Source organism: Streptomyces sp. NPDC111656 (genome assembly GCF_055656965.1).
In genome coordinates this window covers 509,315-530,623 of record NZ_JBVKCA010000006.1, presented here as the reverse complement: position 1 = coordinate 530,623, position 21,309 = coordinate 509,315, and the positions used below count along the sequence as shown (strand labels likewise).

The following is a 21,309-nucleotide window of genomic DNA, read 5'->3' as shown; positions in this document are numbered from 1 at the left end:
GGAGAGACCGCACCTCATGACCCCGATCGACCTCAACGCCGACCTCGGCGAGGGCTTCGGCCGCTGGCGGCTGACCGACGACGAACAACTGCTGTCCGTCGTGACCAGCGCCAATGTGGCCTGCGGCTTCCACGCCGGGGACGCGGCCACCATGCGGCGGGTGTGCGAGCTGGCGGCCGAGCGGGGTGTACGGATCGGCGCCCAGGTCTCCTACCGCGACCTGGCGGGCTTCGGGCGGCGCGCGATGGACGTGCCGCCCGACGAGCTGGCGGCCGAAGTGGCCTACCAGATCGGTGCCTTGGAGGTCTTCGCACGCGCGGCCGGGGCGTGCGTGTCGTACGTGAAACCGCACGGCGCGCTCTACAACCGCGTCGTGCACGACGAGGAGCAGGCGGCGGCGGTCGTCGAGGGCGTGCTGCTCGCGGACGCCGCGCTGCCCGTCCTCGGTCTCCCGTCCTCCCGGTTCCTGAAGCTGGCCGAGCAGGCCGGACTGCCCACCGCCACGGAGGCGTTCGCGGACCGCGCCTACACCGAGCAGGGCACCCTGGTGCCCCGTACCCAGGCCGACGCGGTGATCACGGACCCCGAGGCGGTCGTCGAACGCTCGCTGGGCCTGGCCCGCTTCGGCATGGTCACGTCGCACTCCGGGGCGCGCATCCCGGTCCGCGCCCGCTCGTTGTGCCTGCACGGCGACACCCCGGGCGCGGTGGACCTGGCACATCGGGTCCGCGCGCGTCTGGAGTCCTCGGGCGTCCACGTGAAGGCCTTCGTATGAAGGCTGTTCCGGCCGCCCACGACACGCAGACGTCTCCGGCGACCGGCGGCACGAGGGCGCTGCCGGTCGGTGACCACGCCCTGCTCGTCGAGGTCTCCTCGGTCGCGGCGGCCCAGGCCCTGCACGCCGAACTGCTGCGCCGCCGCGCCGAGGGCTCGCTCTCGGCCGCGGAGATCGTGCCCGCCGCCCGAACGGTCCTCCTGGACGGTCTGGAGGACCCCCGGCGGCTGGCGGAGCAGCTCCCCGGGTGGGAGATCCCTCCGCACGCCGCGCGCGCGGAGGAGGCGATCGAGATCCCCGTACGGTACGACGGTCCCGACCTGGCGGATGTCGCGGCTCTGTGGGGAGTGCCCGAGCACGAGGTGCCCGCGATCCACGCGGCGGCCGAGTTGCGAGTCGCCTTCTGCGGGTTCGCGCCCGGCTTCGGCTATCTCACGGGGCTGCCCGCCCGGTACGACGTGCCGCGCCGGGCGACTCCGCGGACGGCGGTTCCGGCGGGTTCCGTGGCGCTCGCGGGCCCGTACACGGGCGTCTACCCACGCTCCTCCCCTGGCGGCTGGCAGCTGATCGGCACGACGGACGCGGTGCTGTGGGACCACGCGCGCGTGCCGGCCGCGCTGCTCGTCCCCGGGACGCGCGTCCGGTTCGTACCGGTGGGGTGCTCATGACCGACCGGGCCCTCGCCGTCGTGCGCGCCGGGGCCCTGACCACCGTCCAGGACCGGGGCCGCCCCGGCCACGCCCACCTCGGCGTGCCCCGCTCCGGCGCGCTGGACGCGCCCGCCGCGGCGCTGGCCAACCGGCTCGTCGGCAACCCCGTCGAGGCGGCCGTACTGGAGACGACGCTCAACGGATGCGCCCTGCGTCCGCGTTCGGCGGTCACCGTGGCCGTCACGGGCGCGCCCTGCCCGGTCACGGTGGGCGGCCGTCCGGCGCCCTGGGGAGCGCCCGTGCGCGTCCCCGCCGGAGCGCTGCTGGACATCGGCCCGGCCCGCGCGGGGGTACGCAGTTATGTGGCCGTCGCCGGCGGAGTGGCCGTGGATCCGGTCCTCGGCAGCCGCTCCACGGACCTCCTCTCGGGGCTCGGTCCGCCGCCGCTGACGGACGGCACGGTGCTGCCTCTGGGGCGCCCCGACGGCGTGCACACGCGTGTGGACGTGGTTCCGCATCCGGGGCCGCCCTCGGAGCTGGTCCTGCGGGTGACTCCGGGCCCGCGCGACGACTGGTTCACGGCCTCGGCCCTGCGGACCCTGGCGACGGGCACCTACCGGGTGTCCTCCGCGAGCAACCGCATAGGGCTGCGTACGGAAGGGCCCTCACTGGAGAGGGCCGTTTCCGGTGAACTCCCCAGTGAGGGCATGGTGCTGGGCGCCGTGCAGGTGCCGCCCGACGGCAGACCGGTCGTCTTCCTCGCCGACCATCCGACCACCGGGGGGTACCCGGTGATCGCGGTGGTCCGTGGGGCCGACCTCCCCGCGGCCGCTCAGGCGGTCCCGGGCACGCCGGTGCGCTTCATGGTCGTGCGCCGCCGCTGACGGGCGTCGGCCCACCGCCTCGAACCGTCATGCCGCGTCCGGCTGTTCCGCCACCGACAGGGCGGCCAGCGCGGACGCCACGGCGTGCGAGGCACTGAGGTCGAGCCGGGCGCTGGTGCCGCGCGCCCGGTGGCGCACCTCGGCGGCGGCCAGGGTGAGCAGTTGCGGCAGCAGATCGGTGCACCGCCGGGCCACCCACCCCGTCCCCGCGGTGGCCAGCCACCACAGACTGGCCGACCGTGTGGGCGCGGGAAACTCCGGCTCGGCGGAGGGGGTGTCGCCGGTGGCGATGCCCTCCTGTTCGAGCAGCGCGTGGAAACGCAGGGCGAGTTGCCGGTGCCCCCGCTCCCCCGGGTGCAGCCGGTCCGCGCTCCACATCGCGCGGTCCGTGAGCCAGACACCCTCCGCCGCGTGCAGATGCACGGCTCCATGGCGCTCGGACAGGGCGTGCACGACCGTGTTGACGGCCCGCTGCCGCCGGGCCAGGGGCCTGGCCAGCACGCCTGGCAGCCCGAGCATCGCGCCGGGATCCGGCAGGCAGGCGGTCAGCAGGACGGTGCCCTGGGCCCGGAACGCCGCGTACACCTGGTCGAGCCGCGCGGCCACGGCGTGGATGTCGAAGGTGCAGCGAAGGGTGTCGTTCACACCGATCACGACGGACACCACGTCCGGACCCAGGGCCAGCGCCGCCGGGGTCTGCTGTTCCAGGACGTCGCGCGTCTGGGCCCCGCTCACCGCGAGGTTGGTGAACTCCACGGACGTGTCCGGGCCGTCGGACAGCCCGTCGACGAGCAGCGCGGCCCAGCCCCGCCACGCCTCGCCGACGGGGTCGCCCACGCCCTCGGTCAACGAGTCACCGAGGGCGACGAACCGAAGGGGTCTCATCCGACGCCCTCCTGGAGGCGGGGCCGGGACTCGACCACCGCGTCGTGCGCGGCGAGGAACGCCTCCACCGCGGTGCCCCAGCCGAAACACTCCGCACGCGCGCGTGCGGCTTCCCTGCGCGCGGCCTCGGGACGCCCCAGCAGCAGGCGTACCGCGTCCGCGAAGGAGTCCCCGCTGTCCGCGGCGGTGGCTCCGGCGGACCCGACCACCTCCGGCAGCGCCGACACCGCGCTGGCCACCACGGGCGTACCGCAGGCCATCGCCTCCAGGGCGGCCAGCCCGAACGTCTCGGCGGGCCCCGGAGCCATGCACACGTCGGCGGAGGCCTGCAACGCGCCGAGCAGCGCGCGGTCGGCGACATGCCCGAGGAAGGTGACGGGCAGCCGCCGCTCCCGGGCCCGCTGTTCGAGCCGGGCCCGCAGCGGCCCGTCCCCGGCGACGACGAGCACGGCACGCTCGCCGCGCCGCAGCAGCGCCTCCAGCGCGTCGAGCGCCGTACCGGGCCTCTTCTCCACGGACAGCCGGGAGCACATCACGAGCAGCACCTGGTCCGCGCGCGCGTACCGCTCGCGCACCTCGCGATCGCGCAGCCCGGGGTGCCGGCCGACCAGGTCGACGCCCAGCGGGGCCCGTACGACATTGCGGGCCCCGATGCGGACGAACTCGCGCTCCGCGAACTCCGTGGTGCACACGACCCGCGCGTAGGTGTGCGCCGTACGGATGTTGAGGGCGTCGGCGGCCTTGCGGGCCATTCCCTCGGAGAGCCCCCAGGTCCGCAGCACGCCGTCGGCGGTCTCGTGGGAGACCATGACCGCGGGCACCCGGGCGCGCCGCGCCCAGACCCCGGTCCAGCGCAGGGTGGTCCGGTCGGAGACCTCGAGGCGGTCGGGCGCGAGCGACTCCAGGACGCGGGCGACCCGCCGCTTGTCCGTGAGGACGCGATAGCCGCCGGTTCCGGGCAGCAGCGGACCGGGCAGCGTGATGACCCGCCCCTGCTCGGTCTGGCGGTCGGTGGCACGCTCGCCGGGGACGATGAGCACGGGCTCGTGTCCGGCGGCGAGGTAGCCGCTGCCGAGCTCCCGCAGGGCGGTGCGCAGACCGCCCGACGCGGGGGCGACGAAGTTGGCCAGCCGTACGATGCGCAGGCTCATGCCGCCACCACCGTCCGCGCGGAGAGCACATCGGCGTAGTGGTCGATGAGCTGGTCGCCGACGGCCGCCCAGGTGCGGCCCTCGACGGTGGCCCGCCCGGCGGCGCCGTAGGCCGCTCGCAGCGCCGGATCGGCGGCGAGCGCCGCCACCGCGTCGCGCACGGCGGCCTCGTCGCGGGGCGGCACCAGCAGCCCCGTACGGCCGTGTGCGACCAGGTCCAGGGGTCCGCCCGCAGCGGGTGCGACGACCGGTACGCCGCTGGCCATGGCCTCCTGGACGGTCTGGCAGAAGGTCTCGAAGGGGCCGGTGTGCGCGAAGACGTCCAGGGAGGCGAAGATCCGGGCGAGTTCGTCGCCGGTGCGACGCCCGAGGAAGACGGCGCCGGGCAGCGCCTCGCGCAGGCTCGTCTCGCTGGGCCCGTCGCCCACGATCACGACGCGTACGCCTTCCAGGCCGCAGGCTCCGGCGAGCAGTTCGACCTGTTTCTCGGGGGCGAGCCGGCCGACGTAGCCGACGATGAGCTCACCGTTCGGCGCCAGTTCGCGCCTGAGGGCCTCGTCCCGGTGCTCGGGGCGGAAGCGGACGGTGTCCACACCGCGCGGCCACAGCCGCACCCGGGGCACACCGTGTGCCTCCAGGTCGTGCAGGGCCGCGCTGGACGGGGCGAGCGTCCGGTCGGCGGCGGCGTGGACGGAGCGTATGCGCCGCCAGGCGGTGGCTTCGCCCGCGCCCACGTACGTACGGGCGTAACCGGCGAGGTCGGTCTGGTAGACGGCGACGGCGGGGACGCCGAGCCGGGCGGCGGCCGCCATGCCGCGGACGCCGAGGATGAAGGGACTGGCCAGGTGGACGATGTCGGCGCGGTGTTCGGTGATCGCGGTGGCGACGCGTCGGCTGGGGAGAGCGACGCGGACCTGGGGGTAGCCGGGGAGCGGTAGGGAGGGGACACGGACGACGGGGCACGGCGCGAGGGCGTCGGGCCCGTGCCCGGCCGCCGTGGCCGGGGCGACGACGAGGGGAGCGTGACCGCGATCGACGAGGTGCCGGGCGGTCTGGAGCGCGCAGTGGGCCACGCCGTTCACATCGGGGGGAAAGGATTCGGTCACGATGACGACACGCATACCCGTGTTGTCGCCGTGCTGGACGTGGCCGCGTCAACGTCGATCTTTCCTACCGGGGAACGCCCCGTGAGCGTTGTACTGCACGCTTTTCCAGGTCAGCCCGCGGCCACGCCCTCCTGACCCGCGAGTCACTTCATGTTCATACTGCGGGTGCGTCGGGCCCGATCCGGCTGCGCACGGCTGTCTGCACTTCCGCTTCCTCGGCCGGATCCGACGCCAGCCGCCGCAACTGATCGACGACGCGCGCGTCACCGGTTTCGGCGTGTCGAGCGGCCACCTCGCGGGTCGACTCCTCGCAGTCCCACAGGCACTCGACGGCGAAGCCGGCGGGGAAGGAGGGGTCGGTGGCGGCGAGGGCGCGGGCGGCTCGCCCGCGCAGATGGGAGGACGCCGTCTCCCGGTAGACATGACGCAGGACGGGGGCGGCGCAGACGATGCCGAGGCGTCCGGCTCCATCGACGAGGGTCCAGAGTGTGGGCGCGTCGGGGCCCTCGCCCCGTACGGCCTCACGCAGGGCGCCCAGCACCAGTTCGCTGTCCTTGGTGCCGCCCCGGCAGGCGAGCATCCGTCCCGCGGCGGCGCCGAGGGCGTCGGGCCGCTCGGCCCAGCGTCGGGCCCGCTCGACGGCGGCGACACTGCGCATACGTTCGAACGCGTCGACGGCGGCCTCCCCGACGGTCGCCGTGCCGCCGGTCGCGGCGGCCTCGATCAGGTCGAGAGCGTCCGGATCGTTGCTGTCGGCGAGGTAGCGCAGAGCGGTACAGCGGGCTCCGTCGCCGCCGTCCCGGGCGGCCTGGAGAATCTCGGGCCGGTCCTCGGGGCCCGCGACGGCCGTGAGGCAGCGCGCGGCCGGCACATGGAGTGCGGCTCCGCGGTCGAGGCCCTGCTGGGCCCACTCGAACACGGCCCGCACGCTCCACCCCGGACGTGGTCCGGTGGGGCGCAACTGCCGTTGCCATCGGTCGAAGGAGCCCTGTTCCTGGGCGGCCCGCACACGCGTGGCGATGGATTCGCGGGAGTCGTCCGCCCACAGCCGCCAGGGCCGGGGCTCGAAGGCGTCGCGCACCTGGGCGACGAGCGCGGCCTCGCCCTCCGGATCGGCCGGGAAGCGGGCGAGGACGGGCACGGCGAGGGCACGCAGTCCCGCGTCGTCGTCGCGCAGGGCCAGCTCGTCCAGGGCCCAGGCCCAGTTGGTGCCCGAGGCGGCGTACCTGCGCAGCAGTTCCAGGGCGTCCCGCCTGCCGTACGAGGCGAGGTGGCCGAGGACCGCGAGGGCGAGCCCCGTGCGTGACTCGCAGTCGTCGAGGACGTCCTCGGCGTCGAAGAGGTGCCGCTCGATCTCGTCGAGCTCACCGCTCAGATCGAGGTAGAGACGGGCGTAGTACAGGGAGCGGTTCTCCACCTGCCAGTCGTGGCGGGGATCGCGCAGCACACAGTGGTTCAGTGCCGCGAGCGCTTCGGCTCGCGGTGCGGTGAGCGCGTGCAGCGTACCGTCGCCGCGGCCCCTCTGAAGCAGGCCGAGCAGCGTACCGCTGGGCGCTATGACCGGATCGAACATGGGAAACAGCCTCACATCAAGCGTCGACGCAACCGGGATCCTGCATTACCTGGCCGCGTGACAACACGTCGGAGCGCCCGCCGTTTCTTGCTTGCTGTAGACCATCTTCCTCTGCCTCTCGTCGGTGGCCCATACGGGCCGCGTCACGGCCCGCGCGGTGCGGCAACACCTGCCCAGCCATCGCGTCCGTGAATCACGACGTCATGATGACTCGGCAGTTCTTCTTGCCGCGACCGTATTTCCGGCGGCCCCGTACCGCCTCCCCCGTTTTCGGTGTTGTACCTGGTCAGCGCGGACGGATCAGTGCGCGCCGAACCACTCGAGTAGTTCCGTCTTGCCGAACATCCGGGCGGTGTCGACGGCCGAGGGGGTGCCCGCGGCCGGGTCGGCGCCGCCGTCCAGAAGCACGCGGATGACCGCCGCCTCGCCCTTGAAGACGGCCCCCGCGAGGGGGGTCTGGCCGCGGTCGTTGATGCGGTCGGCCTCGGCGCCGCGCTCCAACAGGGCGCGCACCGCCTCGGCGTGGCCGTGGTAGGCGGCGAGCATCACCAGCGAGTCACCGCGGTCGTTGGTGAGGTTGGCCGGAACACCCGCGTCGACGTACGCCACGAGCGCCTCGGTCTCCCCTCGGCGCGCCAGATCGAAGATCTTGGTCGCCAGCTCCACGACTTCGGGGTCGGGGGCTTCACTCATCGGCCGGACCACCTCTCACAAGGACAACGACAGCTACGTCATGGGGGACTGCGGGAGCGTACGACAGCGGTGGGCTGTCATGCGCAGGTCCGTACGACAGCGAAGAGTGCGGCCGTACGGGTGATTCGCCAGCGTACTGGCTCCGGCGGCACACGACCGGCGCCGACCGAGGTAAAGATCACCACAAGCCACCCGAGAGCCGACAGGGGGCGACAGGCCCGCTCAGGGGCCCGGAACGGTTCCGCCGACTGGATGAAATCGGCCGAAATTCACTCAGTTGCACCTTTTATCGTATGGATACATCCTGTGATCCTGGAAGTACTCATGGTGACTGTCCCCACGAACCAGGAGAACACAAATGATTCTGTCCATGTCAGGCGTCGTCCTGCTCGGCATCATCGTCTTCCTCTTCTTCCGCAAGGACGGACTCAAGGCGTCGCACGCCTGTGTGTCCTCGCTCTTCGGCTTCTACCTCGCCAGCACGGCCATCGCGCCGAGCATCAAGGCGGGCGGGGAGAGCCTGGCGAGCCTCCTCGGCGGGATCAAGTTCTGACATCCCTGCCCATCGCACGCACCTTCAGGAGACAGCAGTGGCCCGGCGCCCTCTCCCCCGCATCCTCCGCAACGGCAGCGCACAGATCGCCCGAAGCCGGGAGCTGGCCCGAACGGCAGCCGACAGCGCCACCGACGTCCTCCATCCACTCATCACGGTCACCCGTGGACTGCGCCGGCTGGCAGCCGCCGGCGGGCGCAAGTGGGCCGCCACCCCCAAGGACCGGCGCGGGCCGCTGCTGTTCCTGGTGGCCTCGGTGATCCTGGTCGTGGCGCTGGTGCCGTACGGACCGCTGCTCGCCGCCATCACCCTGATGGCGGCGGCAGCATGGACGGGCCGTCAGCCGGCCTCGTCGGAGCCCACGGGCCCCGACGAGGCGCAGATCCAACGACTCCAGTCGTTGTACGACGCCCTCGTCCCGTACTTCTCCGTGGCCGAGGACCCGGCCCCCCTGTACGCCCACGGCGGCGACTGGGAGAAGGCCTTCCCCACGCACGACTTCGACGACGACGGGCGCGTGTCCCGGCTGCTCATCCGCTACCCGGCGTACTTCACGGACGGCGAGGCGGAGTCCCGGGCCCGGATCGAGCAGCTTCTGCACGCCAAGTCGGGCCGCGGTCGCGAGTACCACTTCGACTGGGACGAGGAGGGCAACGAGCTCACCGTCACCGTCCTCCCGCCGCTTCCCACCGACATCGCCGCCCAGCGATTCGTCACCTCACCCGGCGAGACGGTCCTCGGCTTCACCGACCCGGCCGACGTCCAGCGCACCCTCCCCCTCACCTACGGGGAGGAACAGCGAGACGTCCCCCCGGTCGTCTGGCGCACCGGCATCCGCTCCACCGAGCCGCACCTGCTGATCGCCGGCAATCCCGGCAGCGGCACGACCACACTCGTGCGCTCCATCGCGCTCCAGGCCCTTCAGTACGGCGATGTCGTCATCGTCGAGGGCGGCGGCACCGGCGAGTACGCGTGCCTGACCGGCCGGGCCGGCGTCCTCGCCGTCGAGTCCGGCCTCGCCGGGGCGCTCGCGAGTCTGGAGTGGGCCGCGAACGAGACGGAGCGGCGGCTGATCTCCGCCAACCGTGCGCGGCAGGCGGGGCACCCCGCCCCCGACGACACCAAGAACCCCCTGTGGATCCTGCTCGACCGGCCGAGCGCGCTCGGACACTTCGCCGCCGCCGACGGCCGCAACGATCCCCAGGCACTCCTTCAGGTCCCGCTCCGGCACGGGCGCGCGGCGGGCGTCACGGTCGTCATCGCCGAGCAGTTCGAGGATCTCGAGGCGGTCAGCGAGGCCGTGCAGCAGCACACCCGCGCGCGCGTGGTCCTCGGTCCGGCGTCTCCGGTCCAGCTGGAAGCCGTCCTCGGCGCGCCGCCGCACACCACTCCTACGCGGGAGGTGCCGCCCGGCCGCGGATACGCCCGGCTGGGCGCGGGTCCCGTGCTGCGCCTGCAGGTTCCGGCTACGCCGGACCCCTACGACGACGCCACCAGCGAGACCCATCGACGCGCCGTCCTCGACCTGCTGCCGGAACGCACGACTCCGGCACCGGCAGAGGCGGACCCGATCCCTGCGGAGGCCGCGGTGGCGGAGGGCTGAGCGGGCTCCCTGGTGGTGGAGTTCGGCTGCGGGTGAGTGGGGGCTGGTCGCGCAGTTCCCCGCGCCCCTGGGCGAGGGCTGCGCCCCCGGCCCCCACTCACGTGCAGCCGACGAAACCACCTGGGGGGTCCCGGTCGGCCGCTAGGCCACGAACGTGCGGGGGGCTTCGTTGCCGCCGGTCGCGCCCGTTTTCACCAGGTGCGCCGCCGCGGCCAACCGGACCGCCGCCTCCTCGGCCACCGCTCCCCCCACGGTGAACGGCAGCCGCACATACCCTTCGAAGGCGCCGTCGACCCCGAACCGCGGCCCGGAGGGCACCCGTACCCCCACCCGTTCGCCCGCCTCGGCGATCCGCGAGCCGGACAGCCCGCCGGTGCGCACCCACAGCGTCAGCCCGCCCCGCGGCACAGTGAACTCCCAGTCGGGCAGCGCACGGCGCACGGCGACGACTAGCGCGTCCCGGTTCTCCCGGGCCTGCGCACGCCGGATCTCCACGGCCCGCTCCCATCCCCCGGTGCTGAAAAGCCAGTTCACGGCCAGCTGCTCCAGCACGGGCGTTCCGAGGTCGGCGTACGCGCGCGCGGCGACGAGACTGCGGATGACGTCGGGGGCCGCACGGACCCACCCGATCCGCATCCCCGCCCAGAACGCCTTGCTGGCCGACCCCACGGTGATGACCGTGGACCCGGAGGGGTCGAAGCCGCACACGGGGCGGGGCATCGACAGCCCCTCCTCCAAATACAGCTCGCTCATCGTTTCGTCGACCACCAGTACGGTCCCCGCCGACCGCGCCGCGTCCACCAGGCGGCGGCGCTGATCCTCGTCCGCGAGGGCTCCCGTCGGGTTGTGGAAGTCGGCGACGACGTACGCCAGCCGGGGCGCGGCGTCGCGCAGGACCTGGCGCCAACGCTCCACGTCCCAGCCGGCGAGCCCCTCGGCCATGGCGACGGGGACGAGCCGGGCGCCCGCCTCCCGCATCAGCTGGAGGATGTTGGCGTAGGAGGGCGACTCGACGGCGATGCGTTCGCCGCGCCCGGCGAAGAGATGACAGATGGCGTCGATCGCGCCCATCGCGCCGGTCGTCACCATGATCTGCTCGGGCATGGTCGGAATGCCGCGCGCGGTGTACCCCTCGGCGATCATCGCGCGCAGCGCGGGCAGCCCCGCCGGATAGTCGCCGTGCGTGTGCGCGTACGGTGGCAGCTCCTCCAGGGCGCCCTGCACGGCACGGGTGAGCCAGGGCTCCGGCGCGGGGAGTGAAGCGCAGCCGAGGTCGATCATGGAGCCGAGGGCCTCGGGCGGCAGTGGCTCGAGGCCGCGCGCGGGCAGCGGGTTCCCGGCCGGGACGGCGGTCCAACTGCCCGCTCCCCTGCGGGACTCCAGGAACCCTTCGCCGCGCAGCGCCTCGTAGGCCGCCGCGACCGTCGTACGACTGACGGAGAGGGACAGCGCGAGCTCCCGCTCGGCGGGCAGCCGCGCGGCGACCGGAACCCGGCCTTCGAGGACGAGCAGCCGGATGCCGTCGGCGAGCGCGCGATAGGCGGGCGGGCGGCGGGTGCCGGGCCCCGCGGGGCGCTCCTGCTGGGAGTTGAGCAGCCGGGCGAGCTGCGCGGCCCCCATCGCCGAAGTCCACTGCGTCATGATTCCCAGTCCACCTTCCTCGGATTGGCCTTGGATGGCGCCTTCCTTCAGGCCACAGAATGTCACGGGCCAGGCCACCATCACCACCGCGGGTCATCACGGACCCTCACGGGTCACACCACAGGGGGTACCTCTTGTCCACACACGCCGCCTCCCCACGCCAAGAACGCGGGGGATCCGGACGACGGCTTCCTCGTCGCCTCGTCCAGCTGTACGTGGGCCTCGCGCTGTACGGCGCGAGTTCGGCCCTGCTGGTGGAGTCGGGCCTCGGTCTGGAGCCCTGGAACGTGCTGCACCAGGGGCTCGCCGCACTGACCGGTCTGACGATCGGCGTGGTGTCGATCTTCGTGGGGGCGGCGGTGCTGCTCCTGTGGATCCCGCTGCGCCAGCGCCCGGGCCTCGGCACGGTCTCCAACGTGTTCGTGGTCGGTATCGCCATGGACGGCACCCTCGCCCTGGTGCCGGACGCCCACTCCTTGGCCGTACGGATTCCGCTGCTCGTGGCGGGCATCGTGCTGAACGGCGTGGCGACGGGCCTCTACATCTCGGCCAGCTTCGGTCCGGGTCCCCGTGACGGTCTGATGACGGGCCTGCACCGGCGTACGGGCCGCTCGGTCCGGCTGGTCCGCACGGTCCTCGAGGTGGCGGTCGTCGCCACCGGATTCGCGCTCGGCGGCACGGTCGGCATCGGCACGGTGCTGTACGCCGTCGCGATCGGGCCGCTCGCCCAGCTCTTCCTGCGCGTGTTCGCCGTCCGCCCGGCACCGGGCGGCAGCACCGTCGTTGCCGCCGGTCAACCGGAACGAGCGATACTTCCAGGGTGAGCCCGCGCATACGCCATCCGTACCTCGACCACCCCGGCCCGATCCCCTTCGCCCACCGGGGCGGCGCGGCGGACGGTCTGGAGAACACCGTCGCCCAGTTCCGCCGCGCGGTGGAAGCGGGCTACCGCTACATCGAGACGGATGTGCACGCCACGTCGGACGGCAAGCTCGTGGCCTTCCACGACGCGACCCTGGACCGGGTGACGGACGGCGCGGGCCGGATCGCGGACCTCCCCTGGGACGACGTGCGCCACGCGCGCGTGGCGGGCAAGGAACCGGTCCCCCTCTTCGAGGAGCTCCTCGAAACGTTCCCCGACGTCCGTTGGAACGTCGACGTCAAGGCCGAGCCCGCCCTCCACCCCCTGCTGAACCTCATCGGCCGCCTCGACGCCTGGGACCGCGTCTGCGTCGGCTCGTTCTCCGAGGCGCGGGTCTTCCGCGCCCAGCGTCTGGCCGGACCTCGGCTGGCGACCTCGTACGGCACCAAGGGTGTCGTCGGGCTGCGGCTGCGCTCGTACGGCATCCCGGCCGCGCTGCGCGACTCGGCGATCGCCGCCCAGGTGCCCGAGTCCCAGTCGGGCGTGCCGGTGGTCGACCGGCGCTTCGTGCGCGCCGCCCACGCGCGCGGCCTGCAGGTCCACGTGTGGACGGTCAACGAACCCGATCGGATGCACCGGCTCCTGGACCTGGGCGTCGATGGCATCATGACCGATCACATCGACACGCTGCGCAGGGTCCTGGAGGACCGGGGCACCTGGGTCTGAGCCCTCTCGCGCGGTCCGTTCAGCGGGAAGCGAGGGGCACGGGGTGGGCACCGAGACCGTGCGGGCACAGGCGACCGACGAGGTCACCGAACGGCGGCGCGAGCAGCGTGGCTGGTACTTCTACGACTGGGCGTGCTCCGTCTACTCGACGAACGTGCTCACCGTGTTCCTGGGCCCCTACCTCACATCCGTCGCCAAGCACGCGGCGGACGCGGACGGCTTCGTCCATCCCCTGGGCATCCCGGTCCGCGCCGGCTCCTTCTTCGCCTACGCGGTCTCGGCGTCCGTCATTCTGTCGATCTTCGTGATGCCGATGGCGGGCGCGGCCGCCGACCGCAGCGGCCGCAAGAAGCCCCTGCTCGCGCTCTGCGCCTATCTGGGCGCCGCGGCCACCACGGGCATGTTCTTCCTGGACGGCGACCGCTATCTGCTCGGCGGTCTGCTGCTGATCGTCGCCAATGCCTCGGTGGCCGTGTCGATGGTGCTGTACAACTCCTACCTGCCGCAGATCGCCCCGCCCGAGGAGCGTGACGCGGTCTCGTCCCGCGGCTGGGCCTTCGGCTACGCGGCGGGCTCGCTGATGCTGGTCGTGAACCTGGTCCTGTACTCGGCCCACGACTCCTTCGGTGTCTCCGAGTCGACGGCCGTCCGCATCTGTCTGGCCTCGGCGGGCATCTGGTGGGGCGCCTTCACCCTCGTACCGCTGAAGCGGCTGCGGGACCGGCCCACGGCATCCGCGGGGCAGGCGCCGGGGCACGGATGGCGGCAGCTGGCGGCGACCGTGCGCGACATGCGGGGCAAACCGCTCACCCTCGCCTTCCTGGTGGCCTACCTCGTCTACAACGACGGGATCCAGACGGTCATCTCGCAGGCGTCGGTGTACGGATCGGAGGAGCTGGGGCTGAGCCAGTCGACCCTCATCGTCGCCGTGCTGCTGGTGCAGGTGCTCGCGGTGGGAGGCGCCCTGGGGATGGGCCGACTCGCACGGACGTACGGTGCGAAGCGCACGATCCTCGGCTCGCTCGTCGCCTGGACCGTGACGCTCGGCGCCGGGTACTTCCTGCCGGCGGGCGCGCCGGTCTGGTTCTTCGTCCTGGCCGCCGGGATCGGCCTGGTCCTGGGCGGCAGCCAGGCGCTCTCGCGCTCGCTGTTCTCCCATCTGGTGCCGAGCGGGAAGGAGGCCGAGTACTTCTCCGCGTACGAGATGAGCGACCGGGGGATGAGCTGGCTCGGCCCGCTTCTGTTCGGTTTGACCTACCAGCTGACGGGAAGTTATCGGGACGCGATCATCTCGCTCGTGGCCTTCTTCGTCATCGGATTCGTGCTGCTCGCGAGGGTTCCGGTGCGGCAGGCCGTGCACGACGCGGGTAATCCCGTACCGGACAGGATTTAGCACCTGAGGCCAAAGGCCGGTAGTGTACGCGTTTGGCCTGCCAGGCGTACCGTTACTGCGCGTCAAAGATACTGAAGCGTTGGGTGACATCTGCTGCCAGATGTGACAAACCGGGCGCCGGTGGGTACAACAAGGGGCGGCTACGACGGCGACGCATGACCCGGAACGGGAATCTTTACCGCCGACCGGACGTTGACCGGATGACGACGACAGCGACACCTGTCCTGTGGGCGACAAGCCCGGGAGGCACGATTCATGAGTGAGCGAGCTCTTCGCGGCACACGCCTCGTAGTGACCAGCTATGAGACGGACCGCGGCATCGACCTGGCCCCGCGCCAGGCCGTGGAGTACGCATGCGAGAAGGGGCACCGGTTTGAGATGCCCTTCTCGGTGGAGGCCGAAATTCCGCCGGAGTGGGAGTGCAAGGTCTGCGGGGCCCAGGCACTTCTCGTCGACGGCGACGGCCCTGAGGAAAAGAAGGCGAAGCCCGCGCGCACGCACTGGGACATGCTGATGGAGCGGCGCACTCGCGAGGAGCTCGAAGAGGTCCTCGAGGAGCGTCTGGCCGTTCTTCGCTCCGGCGCGATGAACATCGCGGTGCATCCGCGGGACAGCCGCAAGTCCGCGTAACCCCTCCGGGGGTTGGGCGGCATACCACGCACGCAGCCGCGAGCGCCGTACGCATGTCGTACGGGGCCCGCGGCTCTGTGCGTTGTGCGCGTGGCGGCGCCCCCCGTCCGAGCCCGTGGGTTTTCACCCGCGGGCCGGTGGGGGCTGGTCGCGCAGTTCCCCGCGCCCCTGAAGGGCCGGTGGGAACTGCGCCGGTGCGTGGTCAGCGGTTCAGTGGCGGCCGCGGGCCCGGGTCCGTCGTCGGGTTCTCTTCCCTGATGACCTCGCCCTGGACGACCTTGCCGTCGGGGCGATGGATACGGGCCTGCTGGAAGGCGTCACCGACGCTGCCCGGCGCGGCCTCGCGGATCCTGCGGTCGATGGCGCGCTCGGCGTAACGGCTCAGCGCCTTCTGGACGGGCGGGATCAGCAGGAGCAGGCCCAGCGCGTCGGAGATGAGCCCGGGGATCATCAGAAGCAGACCGCCGAGCATCATCAGCCCGTTGCCTTCGCCGCCCCCGCTCGTGGTCGTGGGAGGCACCCCGCTCTGCTGCTGTTGCAGCGTCTCAGTGAGGTTGCGGAAGGCACGGCGGCCGGCCCGCTTGATGACCACGGAACCGAGGATGAAACCGGCGACCAGCAGCAGGAAGACCGCGAAACCGCTCGCCGCGCCCGCGACCAGGGTCAGGAGCCAGATCTCCAGTACCAGCCAGACGGCGATGCCGAGCGGCAGGTAGGCGCGCAGCCGGGATCGCCGCGGCCGCGCGGGGTATGTAGGGGTCGGTGCGCCAGTCGTCATGCACCCAGTGTGCCTGGGCACAGCTCAGTACGGGATAAGCGGATGATCAGCCGTGGCTGTGGAGTGACGTGAGGGCGAAGTGGCGGTGGGGGGCGACCCCACCCGGGCCCGCCCCCCACCGCACAAGCGCTCCTACGACGTGCGCTTCCGGCCGGTGATCCGGCCGACCCGCTCCCCCACGCCCCACGTGGTGACCCGCCACAGCGCCTCCACGAGGATGTCGCGGCTCATCTTGGAGTCGCCGAGCTCGCGCTCGACGAAGGTGATGGGCACCTCGACGACGTGGAAACCGGACTTGACCGCACGCCGGGCCAGGTCCACCTGAAAGCAGTACCCCTGGGACGCGACTTCACCGAGTCCGAGACCTTCGAGGGTCTCGCGGCGGAAGGCGCGGAAGCCTCCGGTGACGTCCCGGATCGGCACGTCGAGCATGAGGCGGGAGTACATGCTGCCGCCGCGCGAGATGAACTCGCGGGACTTGGGCCAGTTCACGACCCGCCCGCCCGGCACCCAGCGCGACCCCAGCACGAGGTCGGCGCCCTTGAGCGCGGTCAGCAGCCGGGGCAGTTCCTCGGGCTGGTGCGAGCCGTCCGCGTCCATCTCCACGAGGACGCCGTAGCCGTGCTCCAGGCCCCAGGCGAAGCCCGCGAGATACGCGGCGCCCAGGCCTTCCTTGCCCTTGCGGTGCAGCACCTGGACATGGTCGTCCTCGGCGGCCAGCTCGTCGGCGAGCTTGCCCGTGCCGTCCGGGCTGTTGTCGTCCGCCACGAGAACGTGTGCATCGGGCACCGAGGCTCGTACCCGGCCGACGATCTTCTTGATGTTCTCCGCCTCGTTGTAGGTCGGGATGATCACCAAGGCCGTGCCGAGCGGGCCGAACTGCCTCCCCTTGGCTCCTGCCGCGAGGGTCCCGTCGCCGTCGTTCACTACTGCCCCTTCATGTCCGTACGCAGGGGTCCACCATAGTGGCCGCAGCCTGCACTGACGCGTCCGCGCGTTAGTACGGGGGTGTCGATTCGGCAAGAGCCGGGTAAGAGAGAGCCCGCCGCGCCGGAGCACCGTACTGCGGATCGGGGCCCGGCGCCCTTCGGGCCGACCTGGGACCCGCTGGCTGCGGATCGACCGAAAGCCGTTGTCTACTGGACGTCCGGGCCCCACCCGGGTCACACCCTTCCGACAGGCATGAACGTTCCCTCGCCGTCGCACTGGCGCTGAGCCTGGCTCCCAGTGGTGGTGCGCCGGTGCGGCACACCACCCCTGACCCAGCGGCGCTCCGGCGACTGCGTGGAAGTTCTCCGGTCGGACGTCCGGTGGTGGACCCGGCCGAACCTACCGGCCCCCTGAGGCCAGCTGTCAACACCCGTCTGACCTGCCGTTTTTCCCTCAATTGCCTGGTCAGCGCGGAGGATGCGCAGGTCGCGCGACGGGGCGGCGACGGATGATCACCGCGGCGCCACCCCCGGAGATCACTCGCCCGGCCGTACGAAGACCGTCCGCCCGCCGACGACCGTACGCAGGCACACCGGCAGGTCGCCGCCGGGGCTCAGATCGGGCAGTCCAGGAGTACCCGAACGAGGGTCGGTCGACCAGCGTGCGACCCGGTCGTCGGGGGCCTGCACGACCAGTTCCTCGGTGCGCCACACGGCGTAGTCGGCGGGCGCGCCCGGCACCAGGACTCCCGCGTCGTCCCGTCCGATCGCCCGCCACCCGCCGCGCGTATGCGCCGTGAACGCGGCGCGCACGGAGACCCGGTGCTCCGGGGTGCGGTGGAACGCGGCGGCGCGCACGGTGCCCCAGGGGTCGAGGGGGGTGACGGGGCTGTCGGAACCGAAGGCCAACGGCACGCCGGTGCGCAGCAGGGCCGCGAACGGGTTGAGGGCGCGGGCCCGCTCGGCGCCCAGACGCTGGGCGTACATGCCGTCCTCACCGCCCCACAGCGCGTCGAAGGCGGGCTGCACGGAGGCGGTGAGGCCGAGCTCGGCGAAGCCGGCGATGGTCTCCGGGGTGAGCATCTCGGCGTGCTCTACGCGGTGCCGGGCGGCGCGCACGCGGGCCAGGCCGACCTTCTCGGCGGCTGCGCGGACTCCCTCGACCACGGCGGTCACGGCGGCGTCCCCGATGGCGTGGAAGCCCGCCTGAAGGCCCGCCTCGGTGCAGGCGACCACATGCGCGCCGACGGCGGCGGCGTCCAGGTAGGCGGTACCGGTGTGGTCGGCGTCGGTGTAGGGCTGGTGCAGGCAGGCGGTGTACGAACCCAGGGACCCGTCGACGAAGAGGTCGCCCGCGGCGCCGAGCGCGCCCAGCGCCAGGGCCTTTTCGACATCCTGTTCGGCCCAGTAGCCGACGACCCGGGGGCCGGCTTCCTCGGCGGCGAGGCGCAGCAGTCCGGTGAAGTCGTCCTCGGAGGAGATCTCCGGGCCCGCGCACTCGTGCACGGATCCGATGCCGAGCGAGGCGGCGTGGGCGAGCGCGGCGCGCTGGGCCTCGGTGCGCTGGGCCGGGGTCACGGCGCCGAGCGCGGCGGCGCGCACGGCGTGGTGGGCGTCCCGGGTCAGGGGGCCGTCGGCGGCGTACCCCGCTCGTGCGGTGACCCCCGGGACCAGGTCCAGGAGCGCGGTGGTGACCACGGCGGAGTGCACGTCGATGCGGGAGAGGTAGAGCGGGCGTCCGCCGGCCGCCTCGTCGAGTTCGGCGCGTGTCGGGGGACGGCCGCCGGGCCAGCGGGCCGCGTCCCAGCCGTGGCCGAGCAGCACCCGGTCGGCGGGGCGGGCGGCGGCGAACTCGCGTACGAGGGCGAGGGCGGCGTCCAGGGAGGGCGTGTGGGACAGGTCGAGGCCGGTGAGCGCGAGCCCGGTGGTAGTGGCGTGGACGTGGGCGTCGGTGAACGCCGGGGTGACCAGTGCGCCTTCCAGGTCCACGACCTCGGCGACCCCGTCGGCGAAGGCGTCGGCCGCGCCCTCCGAGCCGACCCAGGCGATCTGTCCGCGTTCGACGACCATCGCGGTGGCGAAGGGGTCGGCGGGACTGTGGACTTCTCCACCGCGCAACAGCACGGTGTCCGACGTGGCGGTGCTCTCACTCATGGGGAACAGTCTCGCGCCTGCCGGTGTCCGGTCGGTCCCCGGGTGGGTCAGATGCGGGGCGGGCGCGCCTCGTACGGCGTCGACAGCACCACGGTCGTGCGGGTCGACACGCCTGCGAGGGTGCGCAGGCGGGCGAGGAGCTCCTCCAGTTCGTGCGGGGTCGAGACCCGCACCTTCAGGATGTAGTTCTCGTCGCCCGCGACGCTGTGGCAGGCCTCGATCTCGGGCACGTCGGCGAGGCGTTCCGCGATGTCGTCGGGGGCGCTCGGGTCGAAAGGCTTCACCGAGATGAAGGCGGTCATGGGCAGCCCGACGGCCTCGGGGTCCACGACCGCCGCATAGCCGCGGATGACACCGCGTTGTTCGAGCCTGCGCACCCGCTGGTGCACGGCGGACGTGGACAGGCCCGTGGCCTTGCCCAGGTCGGTGTAGCTCATCCGCCCGTCTGCGACGAGCAGCTGCACGATCTGTCGGTCCAGCTCCTCCATGACGCAAGAACCTACAGGGCCCTTGATCTCGTCGGATACCTCAGCGGTGCAGGTCATACCCGCTTTGTGATGTGGCAGAGTGCTGACTGTGAACCGCCTGGTGGACAAATCCACCACGCCGGGCACCTGCGGGCGGCATGTGACGAACGACACAGTGCCGCAACCGGGTCCGTGATGTTCTCGTGATTACCGCAGAGACGGGACGGGAAATGCTTGCTGTGGTCGAGGCCGCAGCGCCTTGTCGGCCCACCCGAGGGGGAGAATCCCATGCAGAGTCTGAAGCGCCCTGGTCGTCCCGCATCCGGCCGGCCCAAGCTGGTCGTCGAACCCGAGCCGGAGGGCGTCGAACCCGACGCCGTCGACGGTGAGGAGTTCGACGCCTACGACACCTTCGAGATGTACCGGGTGATCTGCCCGGACTGCGCCCAGCCCATCGCGCTCCTCGCGGACGAGGAGAGCCTGCCCGAGCACGCGCTGTGCGCCTCGCCGTGGAACCCCTTCGGGCTGACGGTCTGTGCCGGCACGGGCCGTGCGGCGGGCGACGCCCGCCCCGCCGACGAGTCGGTGGAGCCTCAGGAGCAGGACACCGCCCTCCTGTTGACGCTCCCTCAGGGACTCGACTGGCGGACGCAGCCGTTCTCGCACGTCGGCGGCCCGGCCTCGCGCCCGATGCGGGTCCCCGAGACGCGCCGTCAGGCCGCCTGACCGGCCCTCGCGTTCAGCGACCGGCGGCCGGACCCTCCCAGTAACTGCCCTGCACCATGGCGCGCAGGCTGCCGTGGTGCAGGATCAGTGTGTCCGGGTCCGGCGGTACGGCGACCTCGCCGAAGTGCACCTGTCGGTAGGCGACGCGCAGCATGACGATCGCGTGCCGCAGGGCCGCGTACAGCGTGTGGAAGTCCATGTCCCGGGGTGTGTGGCCGGTGAGTTCGGCATAGCGCCGCTCGACGCGGTCACGGCGCAGGAAGTCGGGCAGTCCGCGCTGGCCGAAGCTCGCCGTCAGGTCCTGGAAGAAGCGGTGCAGGTAGACCGTCCAGCCGAGGTCGACCTCGCGCGGGGCGAGGGCCGCCATCTCCCAGTCGAGGACGGCCGCGGGGGCGAACCCGTCGTAGACGACGTTCCCGATGCGCGCGTCGCCCCAGTTGAGCACCGCATCGCCCTCGTCACGCGGCCACAGCTCGTCCAGACGGTCGAACGCGCTCTCGATCAGGGGTGAGCGTGGCAGCCCGTCAATCACCCATGCGTAGTAGGCGCGTTGGGTCTCGACATGGCGACGGAGGGGGCTGCCTTCACCCGGGAAGGTCAGGAAGTCGGCTTCCGGCAGCGAGACTTGGTCGTGCAGCCGGGCGAGGAGCCCCACCGAGGCCGCCTCCAGCCGTTCGCGTTCCTGGTCGCTCGCCGCGTGCAGCCAGTTCCCCTCGTACGTGTAGGGCATGACGTCCGGCGGCACGCGCCCCTCGACCCGTTCCATGACGAAGAACGGCGCGCCGAGCGGGGCGGGGTCCTCCTCCAGCCACAGCACCCGCGGCACGGGGAGATCGGTGCGCTCGGCGACCAGTCTCATCGTGCGGTACTGGCGGGGCATGTCGTAGACGGGGAAGACGGTGTACGCCGCCGGGTCCGCCGCCAGCCTCAACGCGCAGGCGGTCAGCGGAGGTTCGGGGTGCTCGATGTCGAAGAGCAGGGTCTCGCTGGACATGCCGTTGGACTCGGGGACGGTGACGTTGGCCGCCCTGGCGCCCGGGAGGCGGGCGGTGAGCCAGGTGGTCAACCGTCGGCCCAGTTCCTCCGGGTCGCGGGTGGTCGTGCGCGGGCGCGGTGCCGTGGCCATCTCG

Annotated in this window: 21 protein-coding genes; 10 read left to right on the top strand and 11 right to left on the bottom strand. The window is 72.4% G+C overall.

Features of this window, described 5'->3' with window-relative positions; all coding sequences use genetic code 11:
• Positions 1-16 precede the first annotated feature (16 nt).
• Genes ACZ7M3_RS21425 through ACZ7M3_RS21415 form a run of 3 tightly spaced genes read left to right on the top strand, consistent with a single transcriptional unit; the run spans position 17 to position 2,309 of the window.
• A complete protein-coding gene (locus ACZ7M3_RS21425) occupies positions 17-775 on the top strand; it encodes a LamB/YcsF family protein (RefSeq protein WP_355616705.1) in 759 nt (252 codons plus the stop codon).
• Entirely contained in the window at positions 772-1,443 is a 672-nt protein-coding gene (locus ACZ7M3_RS21420; RefSeq protein WP_472065160.1) for a 5-oxoprolinase subunit B family protein, read from the top strand. The genes ACZ7M3_RS21425 and ACZ7M3_RS21420 overlap by 4 nt, the downstream gene beginning before the upstream one ends.
• Positions 1,440-2,309, top strand: coding sequence for a 5-oxoprolinase subunit C family protein (locus ACZ7M3_RS21415; RefSeq protein ID WP_097226459.1), 870 nt, complete (start codon positions 1,440-1,442; stop codon positions 2,307-2,309). Before ACZ7M3_RS21420 ends, ACZ7M3_RS21415 begins: the two co-directional genes overlap by 4 nt.
• A 27-nt stretch (positions 2,310-2,336) precedes the next feature.
• Here ACZ7M3_RS21415 and ACZ7M3_RS21410 read toward each other — a convergent pair whose 3' ends face one another.
• The 5 genes from ACZ7M3_RS21410 to ACZ7M3_RS21390 form a co-directional block, all read right to left on the bottom strand.
• Positions 2,337-3,194: an SGNH/GDSL hydrolase family protein gene (locus ACZ7M3_RS21410; RefSeq protein ID WP_472065158.1), complete on the bottom strand. Its 858-nt coding sequence runs from the start codon at positions 3,192-3,194 to the stop codon at positions 2,337-2,339.
• Positions 3,191-4,345, bottom strand: a complete 1,155-nt coding sequence (locus ACZ7M3_RS21405; protein WP_351310689.1) for a glycosyltransferase — start codon at positions 4,343-4,345, stop codon at positions 3,191-3,193. Before ACZ7M3_RS21405 ends, ACZ7M3_RS21410 begins: the two co-directional genes overlap by 4 nt.
• Positions 4,342-5,466, bottom strand: a complete 1,125-nt coding sequence (locus tag ACZ7M3_RS21400; protein WP_351310687.1) for a glycosyltransferase family 4 protein — start codon at positions 5,464-5,466, stop codon at positions 4,342-4,344. The genes ACZ7M3_RS21405 and ACZ7M3_RS21400 overlap by 4 nt, the downstream gene beginning before the upstream one ends.
• A gap of 139 nt (positions 5,467-5,605) precedes the next feature.
• Positions 5,606-7,024 (bottom strand): HEAT repeat domain-containing protein, encoded by a 1,419-nt coding sequence (locus tag ACZ7M3_RS21395; protein WP_382177920.1) that lies wholly within the window; start codon positions 7,022-7,024, stop codon positions 5,606-5,608.
• Positions 7,025-7,324: 300 nt separating this feature from the next.
• Positions 7,325-7,717 (bottom strand): ankyrin repeat domain-containing protein, encoded by a 393-nt coding sequence (locus ACZ7M3_RS21390; protein ID WP_472065155.1) that lies wholly within the window; start codon positions 7,715-7,717, stop codon positions 7,325-7,327.
• Positions 7,718-8,075: 358 nt separating this feature from the next.
• On the opposite strand from ACZ7M3_RS21390, the gene ACZ7M3_RS21385 reads away from it, so the two are divergent.
• Both ACZ7M3_RS21385 and ACZ7M3_RS21380 read left to right on the top strand, forming a co-directional pair.
• A complete protein-coding gene (locus tag ACZ7M3_RS21385) occupies positions 8,076-8,270 on the top strand; it encodes a hypothetical protein (protein ID WP_235455802.1) in 195 nt (64 codons plus the stop codon).
• 37 nt (positions 8,271-8,307) lie between these two features.
• A complete protein-coding gene (locus ACZ7M3_RS21380; protein WP_472065153.1) occupies positions 8,308-9,873 on the top strand; it encodes a P-loop NTPase family protein in 1,566 nt (521 codons plus the stop codon).
• Positions 9,874-10,014: 141 nt separating this feature from the next.
• Here the strand turns inward: ACZ7M3_RS21380 and ACZ7M3_RS21375 are convergent, their stop codons facing one another.
• A complete protein-coding gene (locus tag ACZ7M3_RS21375) occupies positions 10,015-11,514 on the bottom strand; it encodes an SCO1417 family PLP biosynthesis transcription factor (RefSeq protein ID WP_121416749.1) in 1,500 nt (499 codons plus the stop codon).
• Between the two features lie 134 nt (positions 11,515-11,648).
• Between ACZ7M3_RS21375 and yczE the strand changes: the two genes are divergently transcribed.
• The 4 genes from yczE to ACZ7M3_RS21355 all read left to right on the top strand — a co-directional run bounded on the left by yczE (position 11,649) and on the right by ACZ7M3_RS21355 (position 15,125).
• Positions 11,649-12,338 (top strand): membrane protein YczE, encoded by a 690-nt coding sequence (yczE, locus tag ACZ7M3_RS21370; protein WP_472065151.1) that lies wholly within the window; start codon positions 11,649-11,651, stop codon positions 12,336-12,338.
• Complete coding sequence (locus ACZ7M3_RS21365; RefSeq protein WP_472065149.1) at positions 12,335-13,102, top strand: glycerophosphodiester phosphodiesterase; 768 nt, start codon at positions 12,335-12,337, stop codon at positions 13,100-13,102. Before yczE ends, ACZ7M3_RS21365 begins: the two co-directional genes overlap by 4 nt.
• 43 nt (positions 13,103-13,145) lie before the next feature.
• On the top strand, positions 13,146-14,495 hold the full coding sequence (locus ACZ7M3_RS21360) for an MFS transporter (protein WP_472065147.1): 1,350 nt from the start codon (positions 13,146-13,148) through the stop codon (positions 14,493-14,495).
• Between the two features lie 255 nt (positions 14,496-14,750).
• A complete protein-coding gene (locus ACZ7M3_RS21355; RefSeq protein ID WP_003977404.1) occupies positions 14,751-15,125 on the top strand; it encodes an RNA polymerase-binding protein RbpA in 375 nt (124 codons plus the stop codon).
• 202 nt (positions 15,126-15,327) lie between these two features.
• On the opposite strand, the gene fxsA is transcribed toward ACZ7M3_RS21355, so the two are convergent.
• The 4 genes from fxsA to ACZ7M3_RS21335 form a co-directional block, all read right to left on the bottom strand.
• Positions 15,328-15,903 (bottom strand): FxsA family membrane protein, encoded by a 576-nt coding sequence (fxsA, locus tag ACZ7M3_RS21350; protein ID WP_472065145.1) that lies wholly within the window; start codon positions 15,901-15,903, stop codon positions 15,328-15,330.
• Between the two features lie 132 nt (positions 15,904-16,035).
• Positions 16,036-16,830 carry a polyprenol monophosphomannose synthase gene (locus ACZ7M3_RS21345; RefSeq protein ID WP_351310674.1) on the bottom strand — a complete coding sequence of 265 codons (795 nt, stop codon included), beginning with the start codon at positions 16,828-16,830 and terminating at the stop codon, positions 16,036-16,038.
• A gap of 539 nt (positions 16,831-17,369) precedes the next feature.
• A complete protein-coding gene (locus ACZ7M3_RS21340; protein WP_472065143.1) occupies positions 17,370-18,986 on the bottom strand; it encodes an amidohydrolase in 1,617 nt (538 codons plus the stop codon).
• A gap of 47 nt (positions 18,987-19,033) precedes the next feature.
• The gene (locus ACZ7M3_RS21335; RefSeq protein WP_028803629.1) at positions 19,034-19,474 is read right to left on the bottom strand and encodes an Lrp/AsnC family transcriptional regulator; all 441 of its coding nucleotides are present in this window, start codon (positions 19,472-19,474) and stop codon (positions 19,034-19,036) included.
• Between the two features lie 267 nt (positions 19,475-19,741).
• On the opposite strand from ACZ7M3_RS21335, the gene ACZ7M3_RS21330 reads away from it, so the two are divergent.
• Entirely contained in the window at positions 19,742-20,179 is a 438-nt protein-coding gene (locus ACZ7M3_RS21330; RefSeq protein WP_472065140.1) for a hypothetical protein, read from the top strand.
• 13 nt (positions 20,180-20,192) lie between these two features.
• Here the strand turns inward: ACZ7M3_RS21330 and ACZ7M3_RS21325 are convergent, their stop codons facing one another.
• Entirely contained in the window at positions 20,193-21,305 is a 1,113-nt protein-coding gene (locus tag ACZ7M3_RS21325) for a phosphotransferase family protein (protein ID WP_472065138.1), read from the bottom strand.
• Positions 21,306-21,309 lie beyond the last annotated feature (4 nt).

Bases quoted from the DNA above. Each gene is read 5' to 3' on its own strand.
- ACZ7M3_RS21340 (WP_472065143.1), bottom strand. From the start codon at position 18,986: ATGAGTGAGAGCACCGCCACGTCGGACACCGTGCTGTTGCGCGGTGGA.
- ACZ7M3_RS21375 (WP_121416749.1), bottom strand. From the start codon at position 11,514: ATGACGCAGTGGACTTCGGCGATGGGGGCCGCGCAGCTCGCCCGGCTG.
- ACZ7M3_RS21415 (WP_097226459.1), top strand. From the start codon at position 1,440: ATGACCGACCGGGCCCTCGCCGTCGTGCGCGCCGGGGCCCTGACCACC.
- ACZ7M3_RS21405 (WP_351310689.1), bottom strand. From the start codon at position 4,345: ATGAGCCTGCGCATCGTACGGCTGGCCAACTTCGTCGCCCCCGCGTCG.
- ACZ7M3_RS21425 (WP_355616705.1), top strand. From the start codon at position 17: ATGACCCCGATCGACCTCAACGCCGACCTCGGCGAGGGCTTCGGCCGC.
- ACZ7M3_RS21390 (WP_472065155.1), bottom strand. From the start codon at position 7,717: ATGAGTGAAGCCCCCGACCCCGAAGTCGTGGAGCTGGCGACCAAGATC.
- ACZ7M3_RS21410 (WP_472065158.1), bottom strand. From the start codon at position 3,194: ATGAGACCCCTTCGGTTCGTCGCCCTCGGTGACTCGTTGACCGAGGGC.
- ACZ7M3_RS21330 (WP_472065140.1), top strand. From the start codon at position 19,742: ATGCAGAGTCTGAAGCGCCCTGGTCGTCCCGCATCCGGCCGGCCCAAG.
- ACZ7M3_RS21420 (WP_472065160.1), top strand. From the start codon at position 772: ATGAAGGCTGTTCCGGCCGCCCACGACACGCAGACGTCTCCGGCGACC.
- ACZ7M3_RS21400 (WP_351310687.1), bottom strand. From the start codon at position 5,466: ATGCGTGTCGTCATCGTGACCGAATCCTTTCCCCCCGATGTGAACGGC.
- ACZ7M3_RS21325 (WP_472065138.1), bottom strand. From the start codon at position 21,305: ATGGCCACGGCACCGCGCCCGCGCACGACCACCCGCGACCCGGAGGAA.
- ACZ7M3_RS21355 (WP_003977404.1), top strand. From the start codon at position 14,751: ATGAGTGAGCGAGCTCTTCGCGGCACACGCCTCGTAGTGACCAGCTAT.
- ACZ7M3_RS21335 (WP_028803629.1), bottom strand. From the start codon at position 19,474: ATGGAGGAGCTGGACCGACAGATCGTGCAGCTGCTCGTCGCAGACGGG.
- ACZ7M3_RS21385 (WP_235455802.1), top strand. From the start codon at position 8,076: ATGATTCTGTCCATGTCAGGCGTCGTCCTGCTCGGCATCATCGTCTTC.
- fxsA (WP_472065145.1), bottom strand. From the start codon at position 15,903: ATGACGACTGGCGCACCGACCCCTACATACCCCGCGCGGCCGCGGCGA.
- ACZ7M3_RS21395 (WP_382177920.1), bottom strand. From the start codon at position 7,024: ATGTTCGATCCGGTCATAGCGCCCAGCGGTACGCTGCTCGGCCTGCTT.